The 13,076-nt window shown below is 35.4% G+C and carries 12 protein-coding genes and 1 tRNA gene; 7 read left to right on the forward strand and 6 right to left on the reverse strand.

What is annotated here, in order from left to right:
• Nucleotides 1-119: 119 nt before the first annotated feature.
• On the reverse strand, nucleotides 120-722 hold the full coding sequence (locus tag HMPREF0367_RS09680; protein ID WP_035403785.1) for a TetR/AcrR family transcriptional regulator: 603 nt from the start codon (nucleotides 720-722) through the stop codon (nucleotides 120-122).
• A gap of 149 nt (nucleotides 723-871) precedes the next feature.
• On the opposite strand from HMPREF0367_RS09680, the gene HMPREF0367_RS09685 reads away from it, so the two are divergent.
• The 5 genes from HMPREF0367_RS09685 to HMPREF0367_RS09705 all read left to right on the forward strand — a co-directional run bounded on the left by HMPREF0367_RS09685 (nucleotide 872) and on the right by HMPREF0367_RS09705 (nucleotide 8,780).
• A complete protein-coding gene (locus HMPREF0367_RS09685; RefSeq protein WP_035403788.1) occupies nucleotides 872-2,959 on the forward strand; it encodes an efflux RND transporter permease subunit in 2,088 nt (695 codons plus the stop codon).
• Nucleotides 2,952-5,264, forward strand: coding sequence for a coiled-coil domain-containing protein (locus HMPREF0367_RS10135; RefSeq protein ID WP_051335250.1), 2,313 nt, complete (start codon nucleotides 2,952-2,954; stop codon nucleotides 5,262-5,264). The genes HMPREF0367_RS09685 and HMPREF0367_RS10135 overlap by 8 nt, the downstream gene beginning before the upstream one ends.
• Nucleotides 5,265-5,483: 219 nt before the next feature.
• The gene (locus tag HMPREF0367_RS09695) at nucleotides 5,484-5,771 is read left to right on the forward strand and encodes a hypothetical protein (RefSeq protein ID WP_015536338.1); all 288 of its coding nucleotides are present in this window, start codon (nucleotides 5,484-5,486) and stop codon (nucleotides 5,769-5,771) included.
• A gap of 371 nt (nucleotides 5,772-6,142) precedes the next feature.
• A complete protein-coding gene (locus HMPREF0367_RS09700; RefSeq protein WP_051335251.1) occupies nucleotides 6,143-8,092 on the forward strand; it encodes an ATP-binding protein in 1,950 nt (649 codons plus the stop codon).
• Nucleotides 8,085-8,780, forward strand: coding sequence for a response regulator transcription factor (locus HMPREF0367_RS09705; protein ID WP_015536335.1), 696 nt, complete (start codon nucleotides 8,085-8,087; stop codon nucleotides 8,778-8,780). The genes HMPREF0367_RS09700 and HMPREF0367_RS09705 overlap by 8 nt, the downstream gene beginning before the upstream one ends.
• A 48-nt stretch (nucleotides 8,781-8,828) precedes the next feature.
• Here HMPREF0367_RS09705 and HMPREF0367_RS09710 read toward each other — a convergent pair whose 3' ends face one another.
• The 3 genes from HMPREF0367_RS09710 to HMPREF0367_RS09720 all read right to left on the reverse strand — a co-directional run bounded on the left by HMPREF0367_RS09710 (nucleotide 8,829) and on the right by HMPREF0367_RS09720 (nucleotide 10,904).
• Nucleotides 8,829-9,833 (reverse strand): sensor histidine kinase, encoded by a 1,005-nt coding sequence (locus HMPREF0367_RS09710; RefSeq protein ID WP_169815955.1) that lies wholly within the window; start codon nucleotides 9,831-9,833, stop codon nucleotides 8,829-8,831.
• Between the two features lie 282 nt (nucleotides 9,834-10,115).
• The gene (locus tag HMPREF0367_RS09715; protein WP_248660685.1) at nucleotides 10,116-10,727 is read right to left on the reverse strand and encodes a response regulator transcription factor; all 612 of its coding nucleotides are present in this window, start codon (nucleotides 10,725-10,727) and stop codon (nucleotides 10,116-10,118) included.
• 103 nt (nucleotides 10,728-10,830) lie between these two features.
• Nucleotides 10,831-10,904, reverse strand: a tRNA-Thr gene (locus HMPREF0367_RS09720).
• A 225-nt stretch (nucleotides 10,905-11,129) separates the two neighbouring features.
• Here HMPREF0367_RS09720 and HMPREF0367_RS10830 point away from each other — a divergent pair.
• Together HMPREF0367_RS10830 and HMPREF0367_RS10835 are read left to right on the forward strand one after the other, a co-directional pair.
• On the forward strand, nucleotides 11,130-11,489 hold the full coding sequence (locus HMPREF0367_RS10830) for an N-acetylmuramoyl-L-alanine amidase family protein (RefSeq protein WP_169815956.1): 360 nt from the start codon (nucleotides 11,130-11,132) through the stop codon (nucleotides 11,487-11,489).
• A complete protein-coding gene (locus tag HMPREF0367_RS10835; RefSeq protein WP_051335253.1) occupies nucleotides 11,462-11,713 on the forward strand; it encodes an N-acetylmuramoyl-L-alanine amidase in 252 nt (83 codons plus the stop codon). Before HMPREF0367_RS10830 ends, HMPREF0367_RS10835 begins: the two co-directional genes overlap by 28 nt.
• A gap of 258 nt (nucleotides 11,714-11,971) precedes the next feature.
• Here HMPREF0367_RS10835 and HMPREF0367_RS09730 read toward each other — a convergent pair whose 3' ends face one another.
• Both HMPREF0367_RS09730 and HMPREF0367_RS10675 read right to left on the reverse strand, forming a co-directional pair.
• Nucleotides 11,972-12,646, reverse strand: a complete 675-nt coding sequence (locus HMPREF0367_RS09730; RefSeq protein WP_051335254.1) for an adenylate/guanylate cyclase domain-containing protein — start codon at nucleotides 12,644-12,646, stop codon at nucleotides 11,972-11,974.
• Between the two features lie 224 nt (nucleotides 12,647-12,870).
• A partial coding sequence (locus HMPREF0367_RS10675) for a hypothetical protein (protein ID WP_035403792.1) occupies nucleotides 12,871-13,076 on the reverse strand: 206 nt, incomplete at its 5' end.

Below are 13,076 nucleotides of genomic sequence, written 5' to 3' on the forward strand. Positions count from 1 at the left end.
AAACTACTCAACTGTTAGACCCTCTTTTTTTATGAAAATAAATAATGTTTTTTTGTAGAATATGCAGGAAATAACGTGTTTAAAAAAGTGATCATGATAGAACACCGTCATGGACCTGTTTAGTCTTTATAATTTTTGAGTATGGCCCGAATGACCTCGAATAAATAAGGTTTGTATTCCTGAAAAGGAAGCGGTTTTTGATACAGAATGGAGTTGTAACAAGTACTGCCTACAGTTTCTATGATAATGAATAAGATAATATCCGGTCTTTTAAAGGTATAGCCACTTTTTTTGGCTAATAAAGTAAATTGTTGAAGCATACCGATTTCTTTATTATCCATGGTTGTCTGCAGTTGTTCATGAAAGATGCCCCAGGATAGATTTCGTTCAATAAATTTTAAAATAGCTGGATTATCTTCTAAGCTCAACAAAACCTGATTGATGATGAAAATGATCGCATCTTCAAAATTTTGAATATCATTTTTCTCCAGTTTTTCTCTGGCTTCCTGAAACAAATGAGCCGCTTCTTTTTGAATAAGTACGTCACGAATCTGGTATTTATCTTTAAAGTACAGATAAAAGGTTCCTTTTGCGACATTGGCTTTTTTTACGATATCCTGAACGGTTACGGAATGGATATCTTTTTTTGTGAACAGGTCAAAAGCGCTGTTTAAAAGCGCTGTTTCTTTATTTCTCTTATTTTCCAATACTTTGGATTTCATACTATCACCACTTATAGTATAGACAAAAATGTACATTTGGTCAACTTTTATTTCTTAATATAAAGGTTATATTAAAAATTATTTTAAATAATTGACTAACAGTCATTTTTGTACTATACTCATGTCGATGTTGAGAAAGGATAGAGAATATGGATAGAATTTCTAAGTTTATTGTCAGATACAGAAACAAGATTTTACTTGTGGCTGTACTGCTCTTGATTCCCAGTGTGATCGGTTATTTCAATACGGGAATCAATTATGATATTCTTTCCTACCTGCCTAAAGAAGCGGAATCAATGAAAGGACAGGAAGTCCTGGATAAGGATTTTAATCTGGCCAGTGTAGGAATGATGGTAACCAATGATCTTTCGGACAAAGAGGTTGTTTCTTTAAAAGATAAGATTGAAAAGATCGACGGGGTCAAACAAGTTTTCTGGCGAGATGATGTTTTGGATATTACCTTTCCTAAGGAAATGATACCGGAGACTCTTCAAAAACAGTTGTACTCCAAAGATTCAACTTTAATGATCGTCACCTTTGAAGAAGATACCGCTTCTCCAAAAACAATGGATGCGATTGCGAAGATTAAAGAAGTGTCGAACAAGGATTGTTATTTAGGGGGAATGAGTGCTATTGCCGAAGATACCAAGGATCTGGCTAATTCAGAGACTGTCAAATATGCTTTGATTGCCGTTTTGTTAAGTCTGGTTGTGCTGTATTTGGGACTTGAATCTTCTGTAGCCCCTTTGATCTTTATGTTGGGTATGGCTTTTCCCATCATCTATAACTTTGGAACCAACATCTTCTTAGGAAAGATTTCTTATATTACACAGGCTTTGGCGATGATCTTGCAATTGGCGGTGACAATGGATTATTCGATTTTCCTTTTACATCGCTATCAGGAAGAAAAGAAAAAAGCAGAGAATACGACCAATGACATGGCCATGGTCAAGGCCATTCAGGCGACCTTTACTTCCATCACATCCAGTTCGGTGACTACGATTGCCGGCTTCTTAGCGCTTTGTTTCATGCAACTAAGACTGGGCGGCGATATTGGTATCGTGATGGCTAAAGGGGTTGTGCTGGGAGTCATTTGTACTATTTTTGTTCTACCTAGTCTATTGATGATCTTTGATCGCCAAATTGAAAAATATACACATAGAACATTGATTCATGAACTCAAAAAAGTACCTGGTTTTGTGGTTCGACATGCCAAGTTTTTGCTGTTGATCGGAATTTGTATCTTTATTCCTATGGGCTTTGCACAGGCCAATGTCAAGCAATACTATGATCTGACCAGTACATTGCCATCGGATCTTTCCAGTATGAAGGGAACGGAAGAACTAAAAGATAAATTTAATATGAATACGACTCACTTCATTTTGGTCAGTGATACATTACCAACAAAGGATATCCAGGAACTTTCTGGAAAGATTGAAAACATTGAGGGGATTGAAAATGTCTTGGCCTATGAAAATTTTGTCGGTGGTGGTGTTCCCGGCACATTTGAGCCGGAAGCCATTAAAGATATTTTTGAAAATGGCGGCTATAAACTGTTGATTGCCAACAGTGATTATCATGCGGCTACGGATGAAGAAAATAAGCAGTTGGACAAGATTCATGAAGTTTTGAGTCAATATGACAAAAAAGCGCTGATCACCGGTGAGGGCATGTTGTCAAAGGATTTGATTACCACGACCAACGAAGATTTTAAGGTCGTAAATGTATTATCGATATTGGCCATCTTTGTGATCATCTTGATTACGTTTAAATCGATTGCGTTGCCGTTTATCTTAGTGCTGGCAATTGAATTGGCAATCACGATCAACATGGGTATTCCTTATCTGACACATACGACATTGCCATTTATTGCCGGCATTGTGATCGGTACGATTCAGTTAGGGGCCTGTGTGGATTATGCGATCTTGATGACAACGCGATTTAGAGAAGAACTCAGTTTAAATAAGAGCAAAAAAGAGGCCATACGAGTTGCGATTCAAAAGACATCTCCTTCGATCATTACCAGTGGCTGCTCCTTCTTTGCGGCTTGTATTGGAGTGTCTTTGATATCTCGTATGGATTTAATTTCCAGCCTTTGTGAGCTTTTGGCAAGAGGGGCCATCATTTCTGTCATCAGTATTATCTTCATCTTGCCAAGCATGCTTTTATTGGGACATAAGCTGATTGAAAAAACAACGAAAAAATGGCCGATAACTAAGGAGGATCAATATGAATAAAAATATTAAGGTAATGGGCAGTGTGATCTTAAGTGCCGTATTGGCACAATCTATGCTTCCACTTCCTATCTATGCATTAGAGGATGAAAATCCGACACAGAAAACAGAAACGGTCTATGCGGTTTTAAATGCCGATGGATCGATATCGGATACGATCGTATCCAGCTGGCTGCACGATGATGACGGCATCCATAACATCAAGGAAACGCTGGATGAAACCGATGTAGAAAATGTCAAAACTGATGAAGAACCCAAAGTAGATGGCAATGTCTATACTTGGAACAGCAAGCATAACGATATTTACTATCAGGGTAAGACAACAAAGCAGCTTCCCATTGAAGTAAAAATTACCTATGAGTTGGATGGACATCAATTGAGCGCAAAAGAAGTTGCAGGACAAAGCGGACATTTGAAATTGACAATTCACTTTGAAAATCTTGAATCAAAAACGGTCTATGCGGATGGAAAAGCCATTACCGTACATCCCAGCTTTTTAGCCGGAGGTCTTTTGACTCTGAATGCAGATCATTATGAGAATGTATCTTGTTCCAATGGAAAAATCGTGAATGATGGTACAAATGAAGTGCTGGCCTTTGCGAATGTACCGGGATTGGCTGGTACTTTACAGGAAGCTGGATTAAATAAGATCATCGATCAGTTACATATCAGTGATGATACAGTGATTGAAACCGATGTAAAGGATTTTGATTTAGGATCGATCATGATCGCTATGACCAATGAAATCTCTTTAGATGAATTGGCTGGTCAATTATCCATTGGAGATCTGACAGGCGGTATCAATCAGCTGGTATCGGCTTCTGATCAGTTGTTAGATGGTTCTAAACAGTTGTATGAAGGTACGACAGAATTAAAGGAAGGTGCTAAACCTTTAACGAGTGCTACACCACAGATCCAACAGTTGGCCGATGCATCAACACAATTACATACAGGCTCCAGTTTGTTGTTGGATGGAATCAAAGCATATACGCAGGGAGTGACACAGCTGGACAAGGGAAATCAAAAGTTAATAGCTATACCGGCCGCTATGCAGCAAACCGTACAGGGAAGTACATCTTTATCACAAGGGTCACAAAAGCTACAGGAAGGTCTGGCACAACTGGAAGAACAGGTGAATGGACTGGATAAAAATACTTTATCAAAGCTTACACAGGCGATGAATACGACCAAACAAGAATTAACTACGTTACAAACACAGCTTTCTACTTCAAAAGAAGCTTTGACATCTTTAGAGAACAGTTTACAAACAGTTCATCAGGCTATGACTGGATTGGAAACTTTCCAGACACAATTTGAGGCTCTTGTGGCTTCGGTAAATCAAACTGTGGAAAACGATCAAAGTAAGATTCAAAGTTTTAATGCCCAGTTAGAAAGTGCAAAACAGGCGCAGTTGCAGGCATTGCAGTCCTCCATTCAGGCGCTGCAAACCAGCAAATCTGCAATTCCACAGGAGGATACAACAGGGGCCGCCTCTAAGATCGATGAACAGATTGCTGGTCTGCAAACTCAATTACAAGTTGTTCAAAGTATTGATGTTCAGGGGTATACCCTGGAAACGTTAGATGTACAAAAAGCGCAGCTACAAACCTTGCTTTCTCAGACTAAGCAGTCTTTGGAAGGCCTGTCAAAGGTCATGGAAGGTACAAAATCAGATATGCAAAAGCTGCAGACATCTATGCAGACAGCTGCTCAGTCCATGGCTACCTTAGAACAAATTATGACAGGTGTTCATCAGAATATGAGCGATCAAGATTTTGTTCAACTCATCACAAAGCTGCAAGGTGGAGTAAGTCAGTTAAAAGCAGGTGCTGATCAGCTTCATACGGGTTCTGTAGCCCTGGAATCAGGACTTCAACAGCTTCAAAGTGAAGCCAAAACAGCCGTTGATCAGTTAAATGCCGGTTCTCAACAAATCGTATCTAAAAATGATGAATTGATCAGTGGTGCTTCCTTATTAGATGAAGGAACAGCACAGTTAGAAGGACAAAAATCAAAATTAATGGAGATGAGCGATGGTCTTGTACAGCTACAAAGTGCCTTTGATACATTAGAGAATGGAGCTAAGCAGCTTTATGACGGACAAAATCAATTCAATGAGCAGGGTATGAATCAATTAAAAGAAACGGTCGATTTGACAACATCGGAGTTTAACACACTACAAACTGTGTTTGATCAAATCGATGCATTGAACAAGGAACATAAATCGTTTGCAGGTACACCGGATAATTCGGAAAATATTGTTCGATTTGTATTCCGAACGAAGGATATAGAATCGAAAGATGAATAAAAAAAGTGGGTCTAACAGTTGAGTAGTTTTTGAACTACTTTGGACTATTAGTCCCTTTTTATATGTGTATGAACCCCTAAATAATAAAAATCCCCAGTTCATCTCTTGATGTGCTGGTTTTTTGACATTATAAAAACATCTTTTTTATTTGACGTGTATATTGTTTGTTTTAAACATTAAAAATCTTTTATATACTAAATAAAAGGATAGAATGAGGATATGAATAAAAATAGAAGTATTAGTTTGATATTATTAATTGCCGTTTATATTATTCTTTTTATTGCTGTTATTGCTTTATTACATGAGCGAAATTTGCAAATCAAGTTAATTCTATTAATTACAAGTTTAACTTTCATAGTTTTTTCTAAATTATTGAGATGTTCTGGAAAGGTAAATTGGCTTACAAGTTATGACAACGAAGAGTATAAAAATATGACCGAAAATACTCGTTTAGAAATAGCGTTAAAATATTCAAAAATAATTTCGATTCCTAATATTATTTTATGATGCTATTTGTTTGTTATCGATGTGCACTTGGAAAATAGATAAATGACTAAATGACGTTTTTCGCAAAAAAAAGATAAAATAATCATGATAAGTAAATATATAAATGCTTTTTAAAGTAGCTGTTTTTTTGTGTTTTGGAAATATAATATTAACAGCATCTTAATATGAGAAGTGCCATAATATGAGCAGGGAGTGTAGCAATGAAAACTGTATTATTAGGCACATTAATCGTAGGATTTTTTATTATAGCTTACTATTCTGTTCGAAAAATCGTTCGAGCTCTTGATTTGTTTTTGAAGATGCATAAATGATTTATTGAACAGAATGTGCGATAATGAGAATATATGTGAGTTTGAAAGGTGATTTTGTTTATGGATAAAAAAGAAATGAACGAACATATATTGGTATGTTTATCGCCATCTCCTTCCAATACTAAGATAATAGAGGCTGCCAGCAAAATGGTAGAAGCATTTAATGCAAACTTTACTGCCTTATATGTAAAGACAACTAAAGAACCGAGCAAGGAAGATAGGCAACGGTTAAACGATAATGTGAAGTTTGCTCAAGATCGTGGAGCAACGATTGAATCGGTTTTTGGAGATGATGTAGCATATCAAATCATAGAATATTCTCGTTTGTCTCATGTGACAAAAATCGTAGTGGGGAAAAGTCGTGTCAAAGGACTCTCTAATATCAAACCAACTTTGGTGGATAAATTGATAGCACAGGCTGGAAATGTGGATGTGTATATTATTCCCGATACAGAAGATACAAGGCCAGCCCCAAAAGAAAAAGAACCGATCGATTTAAATGCACTAAAAAAAGATTTATTAAAGAGTTTTGTGATTCTATCAATAACCACTTTAATTTCTTATCTATTTTTTGAAATTGGATTTGCAGACTCCAGCATTATGATGGTTTATATCCTCGGTGTCATGATTATTGCGATGATCACGCAAGGGAAAGCTTATTCATTGATTACTTCAGCTTTGATTGTTGTGATATTTAATTTTTTGTTTACTGAGCCTAGATTTACTTTGAAGGCGTATGCCAGCGAATATCCTGTGACTTTTTTAGTGATGTTTTTTGCGGCATTGATTACAGGAACTTTAGCAGGAAAGTTAAAAGACTTTGCTTCTGAATCGACACGCAATTCTTATCGTACCAAGATTTTGTTTGATACTAATCAACTTTTACAAAATTCAACGTCTAGCGAGGAAATTGTCACAATCATGGCAAAGCAAATTCAAAAATTGCTTTCTAAAAGTGTAATCGTGTATGTAAAAGAAAATGGTAAGATCGATCGGCCATATGTTTTCATGTACAATAAAGAAGATCCCTCTAAGTATTTGAATGACCATGAATTTAAGGTGGCACAATGGGTTTGTGAACATAATAAACAGGCGGGTGCATTTACGGTGCGGTTTACTGATTCATCTTGTCTGCATTTATCAATTCGTGTCAATCAACAGGGATATGGTGTTGTATCAATTCCAATTGATGAGCCTATCGAACCTTTTGAAAATAGTATATTGTTGTCAATTTTAGGAGAGAGCGCTTTAGCTATGGAAAATTATAGAAATATAAAGGATAAAGAAGAGTCAATTATTCTGGCTGAAAATGAAAGAACAAGGGCCAATATGCTTCGTTCTATTTCACATGATTTAAGAACACCATTAACATCAATTTTAGGAAATGCCAGCAATTTACTTTCTAATGCGCATCTTTTTGATGAAAAAACCAAGAGTCAAATATATTTAGATATTTATGATGAATCATGGTGGTTGATTAACTTAGTGGAAAATCTTTTATCCGTCACTAAAATTGAAGATGGAGATATGCACCTTAATTTCTCATATGAATTGATCAATGAAATCGTGGAGGAAGCTTTAAAACATGTGGATCGTCATAAAATAGAACATAATATTTCAATCCATAGTGAGGATGATTTAATGTTGGTAAAAGTGGATTCTCGATTAATGGTGCAAGTTTTTGTGAATTTAATAGATAATGCGATAAAATATACGCCAAAAGGATCGCATATAGATGTTTTTATTTTGAAAAAAGAAGAGGAAGTTTTAATACGTGTTCAAGACGATGGGCCAGGTATTAGTGATGAAGATAAAGAACATATTTTTGAGAGATATTATCAAAAAGCAAACACTTTGGCAGATTCTCGTCGCTCTTTAGGACTTGGATTGGCCTTATGCCGTTCGATCATCAATGCGCATGGCCATGAAATAGTTGTTAAAGATAATGTTCCTCATGGAACGATATTTGAATTTACTTTGTCATCAAAGGAGGTTGTGCTGGATGCCTAATTGTTCAGTGTTAGTAGTAGAAGATGATAAATCAGTTCGTAATTTGATCGTTACGACCTTACAAGCTAATGATTATCCGTATACAAGTGCAGAGAATGGGAAAGAAGCTTTATCAAAAATTGAAACAGAACGACCAGATGTTCTTTTATTGGATCTAGGCTTACCTGATATCGATGGAATAGAGGTTATCAAAGAACTTCGTACTTGGTCGAATATGCCTATCATCGTAATCAGTGCTCGAAGTGAAGATAAAGATAAGATTCAAGCTCTTGATATGGGAGCGGATGATTATTTGACAAAACCTTTTTCTGTAGATGAATTGTTGGCAAGATTAAGAGTGACGCAAAGAAGACTGACTATGATTTCTTCTAATGTTTCTAATTCAGTATTTCATAATGGAAAATTAACGATTGATTATAGTGCAGGTTGTGCATTTGTTGATGAGCAACAACTTCATTTAACACCTATTGAATTTAAACTTTTATGTTTACTCTCAAAAAATGTTGGGAAAGTTTTGACACATACCTATTTGACCAAAGAAATCTGGGGAACTAGCTGGGAAACAGATATGGCAAGTCTTAGGGTCTTTATGGCAACGTTGCGCAAAAAACTTGAGGCAAAAGATAATAGTGCGCATTATATTCAGACTCATATTGGTGTAGGTTATCGAATGTTAAAAGTGGAATAAAAAGTAGGATCATATATTTATGATCGCTCCAGGAGGTAGACACACAATTTATTTAGCAGGGATCCACAAAGTGAACGTGGTTCCCTTTTTCTGTTCACTGCTAACATCAATCTTGATCTTTAGATTTGATGCGATTTGATTTGCAATAGAAAGACCTAAACCATAACCTCCCTGGTATTTACGAGCTGGATCACAACGATAGAAACGGTCAAATATGTGTTTGATATTTTCTTTGTCGATATAACTTCCTTCATTGTGAATGATAATCAGAATTTGATTATCTTTTTTCTTTAAGGTGAAATGAATTTTTTTACCAGTCGGTGTGTATTTTGTGGCATTGTCTAAGAAAATAGAGATTAATTGTTTAAATTGATTTTCATTTCCTAAAGCTAGTTGATTCTCTTGAATATCGCTTTCTAAGATAATACCTTTTTCAAAGGCAATGGTTTCAAAAGATAGAACACAACTTAAAGCAATGTCACTGATGTTGCATATGGAGTTAAGTACATTCTCTTTTTGAGTATCGTTTTTAGCAAGAAACAGTAAATCTTCTACAAGTTTCTTCATTCGCAAAGCCTCGCTCTGGATCGATTGAAGAGATTGTTTAAGTTTTGATTCGTCCTGTTTTTTGATAAGGGCAAGATCTGTATTTGCCAAAATAACGGTTAACGGGGTTTTGAGTTCATGAGAAGCATCTGCCAAGAACCGCTTTTGTTGCTGCCAGGATTGAGCTACAGGTCTTAAAGCCCAGTTTGCTAATAAAATTGTTAAGATCAAAAACGCTAATATTGAAAGAATGGCTACTAATATTGCAGTAACTAACATAGAGATAAAGTTGGACTTTGCAATAGATATATCCACAAAGGCATAAATATAACCATTATCTTTCACATTTTTTTTATAAGCCAAATTTTGTTCAAATAAGATACCTTGCGATTTATCTTGAATTGAATTAACAAGGTTTTGAGATGTTTCATCACTGATTTGATAATTTCTGGAATATAGCTTCAGAATTGCATTGGAATCATCAGTGATGATTGTAAATGAATTCATGTTTGGAGGGGGATCGTTGTCATTTTGCAAATTTTTTGTCGAGTAATCCAACTCAAGAGTAGGATGATCATCATATTTATACAATGCAAAATTTAAAGAGTTATTAATATCATTTTTAGTTCGTTGATAAGAGGCTAAACAAAGAAGGGTTATAACACATACAAGTATTAACGTAATAAAAGTCATCGTAATCAAAATGAATTTACGTTTGAGTTTCTTAAGCATCACTATACTCCAAATGATACCCTACTTTTCGAATGACTTTAATAGTAACCTTACTTTTTAAAAAGAGGAGTTTTTTCGTAAAAAAGAAATATAGGCTTCAACATTGTTGTCAATTGCTTCACTGTCATTGCCCCAGACAGAGTTGATTAATTCTTCTTTGCTGGTGAGGATTTTAGGGTGATACATCAATAATTTCATGATTTCAAATTCTTTATAAGCTAAATGGATGCTTTTGCCATTGCATTCAAGCTCGCAGGTAGACAATGATAGAACTAAATCTCCAAATTCAATTTTTTCTATGATTACTTCGCCTTTACGTCTTGTCAATACGCGGATTCTCGCCAGCAATTCAGCAGGAGAAAAAGGTTTTGTCATATAGTCATCAGCTCCAACATTTAATCCTTTTACTTTATCTGGTATTTCATCCAATGCACTTAACATCAAAACGGGTATATCCATTTTCTGATTACGCAGTTCTTTAACGATATCAAAACCATTTAATCCAGGAAGCATGATATCCATGACGATAATGTCATATGGGTATTGTGTGGCATGTTGTAAACCGTCTTGGCCATTATAAACAGCTGTGGCTTGCCATTTCTCTTCTTCCATGATTCGGCATAAGGCCTGTGCTAAATTTTTTTCATCCTCAATAATTAGAACATTCATTTTGATCACCACAATTATTATATAAGATTTTAACACAATTAACTTTAATCTAGCTTAAAGAAAAAAACTGTTAAGCAAGTGCCTAACAGTTGTGCTCAATAGATGGTGCCTGCACGCGGAATTGAACCACGAGTTCATCCTTACCATGGATGTGTATTACCATTATACTATGCAGGCGCTCATTAATTATGACATTGAATTTGAAAAAAGACAACTAGAAAATATCCTGCCTCCTTTAAGACTGGTTTAAGGTTGATTCCATACAATAAAGTCAGTGATGAAATGAAAAAAATACAAATATTCTCAATTTCATTAGGATTTTTGATTGTGTTTCTTCTTGGGTTTGGTGCGAATGTCTTATTTTTTAACGATGATTCTATAGAAGTTTATGCCAATAATAATATGGAGACAATTGTAATCGATGCTGGTCATGGAGGATATGATGTAGGATGCATTGCCTTGGATGGAACGCAGGAAAAAGACATAACTTTAGACATTGCTTTATCCACTGGAGAATTGTTAGAAGAAGCAGGATATAACGTAGTATATACAAGAACGAGTGATAATGTATCTTGGCCAGAAGATAACAAAGAAGATCTTCAATCGCGTATAGACATAACAGAAGATGCAGATGCGAATTATTACATTTCAATTCACATAAATTCAAGTGATTATAATGATGGGGCTAGTGGTTATGAAACATATGTGGATTTTAATGATGATGAGATGGTTAAATGGCAGAATCTATTCATGCGCAGTTGAAATTGTTAAATTATGCACAGGATAGAGGGTTGGTCGATACAAATGAAACTCCTCTTTATGTTGTCAGCAATAATTCAATTCCTGCTTTATTGTTAGAAGTTGGATTTATAACAGACACAAATGATTTCAATTATATGGTAAATAATGGCGATGATTTAGCACAAGCTATTGCCAATGGAATCATGAATTCGATTGAAGCAGAAGAAATCAGCGAAGAAGTGTAATGAAAAAAACTTAATATAAATAAAGCAGATGAGTTTGATAGTCATCTGCTTTTGTAATTTATGAGTTTAGGAATGAATAAAAAAACACTCCATTTTCGGAGTGTTAATTTGCAATGGCGCCTGAAACACAACGAACGATAGTATTTAGAGTAAATTGATGTACGCCGATAATAGCTATTTAAAAGGACTTTTTGAATTTCATTGTGCTTATAAATTGATACAGATTGATGCAAATCTGACTAAAAATGTGGTGAAAAACTAATCTTTCATTCCATCTAAAATCCATGAATTAAATTCAGTTTTAATAATATTAGCAGAGTAGTATGTTCCAAGTTGTTCATCGTAATGTTTATTGAACCATTCTTTTGGCTTGCTTTTTCTATTTTTTTCTTCCAAAAAAGAAATAAATTGATCATAACTTGATTTAGAGAAAATTAATGGAGCGATGCCATTTTTATTTCCAAAAGAAGAGAATTTGGAGGCTCGTGCTACCGCTTTTCCAATCCATACTTTACTATTAATCCCTTCGTCTTTTCTACCTGCTTTTATCACTAATTCTTTAGAGGTTGACATCCCAATACCTATCTTAATTTCTGGTAAATTTCTTCCTAGTAATAATTCATTGAGCATTTTCATAAAAGTGTTAATATAGAATGTTTTTTCAGCAAGTTCATATTCGTCTCTTTTCATTGGAGAAGTGTAAATTGCATACACACAATCTCCTCTAATTCCTATTTCTCTTAAATTATCGTTGTTACGTAAGATTTCAATAGTTTCTGAAGTAAAACTTTTTATCACTTTAGCAACTTTTTCTTTATCTTCATCACCAAATAATGCTGATGAATTGCGAATGTCTACAAAAATAGCGGTGACCCAACAATAGTAACCATTTGAAAAAGTAAAAGAATCATCATTTGGAAACCGATTTGTCAAGGGGAGATTACCCTGGAGTTATACATTTTTCTTTTTTGAGCTTCTGAGCCGTCGCCTTTCACCGCGGCCCTAAAATTTTGCATAAACACGACACAAGATCAGCAGCGTGTAAGCAATCAGAAAAAACTAAACCGCCTGTCCCTATGGTCGAGATAAGGGTCATTAGGACAGGCGGTTTTCTTTGCCTTAAATGATGACTGGTAAGATGTACATATTCCATGACGTTAGTCGGAACGGAAATAAGCCTGGTGGTGTACCATAACATCGTCTAGAATGCCTGAATCATCAAAACCAATCTTCCAGGAGGCCGGGTCAAGAGGGTCATCAATTTCGTAAGTCAAGCGATATCCACCATAGGTTGCCTCAAAGCTATCGTTCGGTTGGCCATACAGCTTTAAGACATCTTCTCTGGTTGACCATCCCAGCATCA

Source organism: Faecalitalea cylindroides ATCC 27803, assembly GCF_000469305.1.
Lineage (GTDB): Bacteria > Bacillota_I > Bacilli_A > Erysipelotrichales > Erysipelotrichaceae > Faecalitalea > Faecalitalea cylindroides.

Excerpts from the sequence above, each read along its gene's own strand:
- HMPREF0367_RS09710 (WP_169815955.1), bottom strand. The coding sequence starts at position 9,833 with ATGAATTCATTTACAATCATCACTGATGATTCCAATGCAATTCTGAAG.
- HMPREF0367_RS09715 (WP_248660685.1), bottom strand. The coding sequence starts at position 10,727 with ATGAATGTTCTAATTATTGAGGATGAAAAAAATTTAGCACAGGCCTTA.
- HMPREF0367_RS10830 (WP_169815956.1), top strand. The coding sequence starts at position 11,130 with ATGGAGACAATTGTAATCGATGCTGGTCATGGAGGATATGATGTAGGA.
- HMPREF0367_RS09680 (WP_035403785.1), bottom strand. The coding sequence starts at position 722 with ATGAAATCCAAAGTATTGGAAAATAAGAGAAATAAAGAAACAGCGCTT.
- HMPREF0367_RS09705 (WP_015536335.1), top strand. The coding sequence starts at position 8,085 with ATGCCTAATTGTTCAGTGTTAGTAGTAGAAGATGATAAATCAGTTCGT.
- HMPREF0367_RS09685 (WP_035403788.1), top strand. The coding sequence starts at position 872 with ATGGATAGAATTTCTAAGTTTATTGTCAGATACAGAAACAAGATTTTA.
- HMPREF0367_RS09695 (WP_015536338.1), top strand. The coding sequence starts at position 5,484 with ATGAATAAAAATAGAAGTATTAGTTTGATATTATTAATTGCCGTTTAT.
- HMPREF0367_RS10835 (WP_051335253.1), top strand. The coding sequence starts at position 11,462 with ATGGCAGAATCTATTCATGCGCAGTTGAAATTGTTAAATTATGCACAG.
- HMPREF0367_RS09700 (WP_051335251.1), top strand. The coding sequence starts at position 6,143 with ATGGATAAAAAAGAAATGAACGAACATATATTGGTATGTTTATCGCCA.
- HMPREF0367_RS10135 (WP_051335250.1), top strand. The coding sequence starts at position 2,952 with ATGAATAAAAATATTAAGGTAATGGGCAGTGTGATCTTAAGTGCCGTA.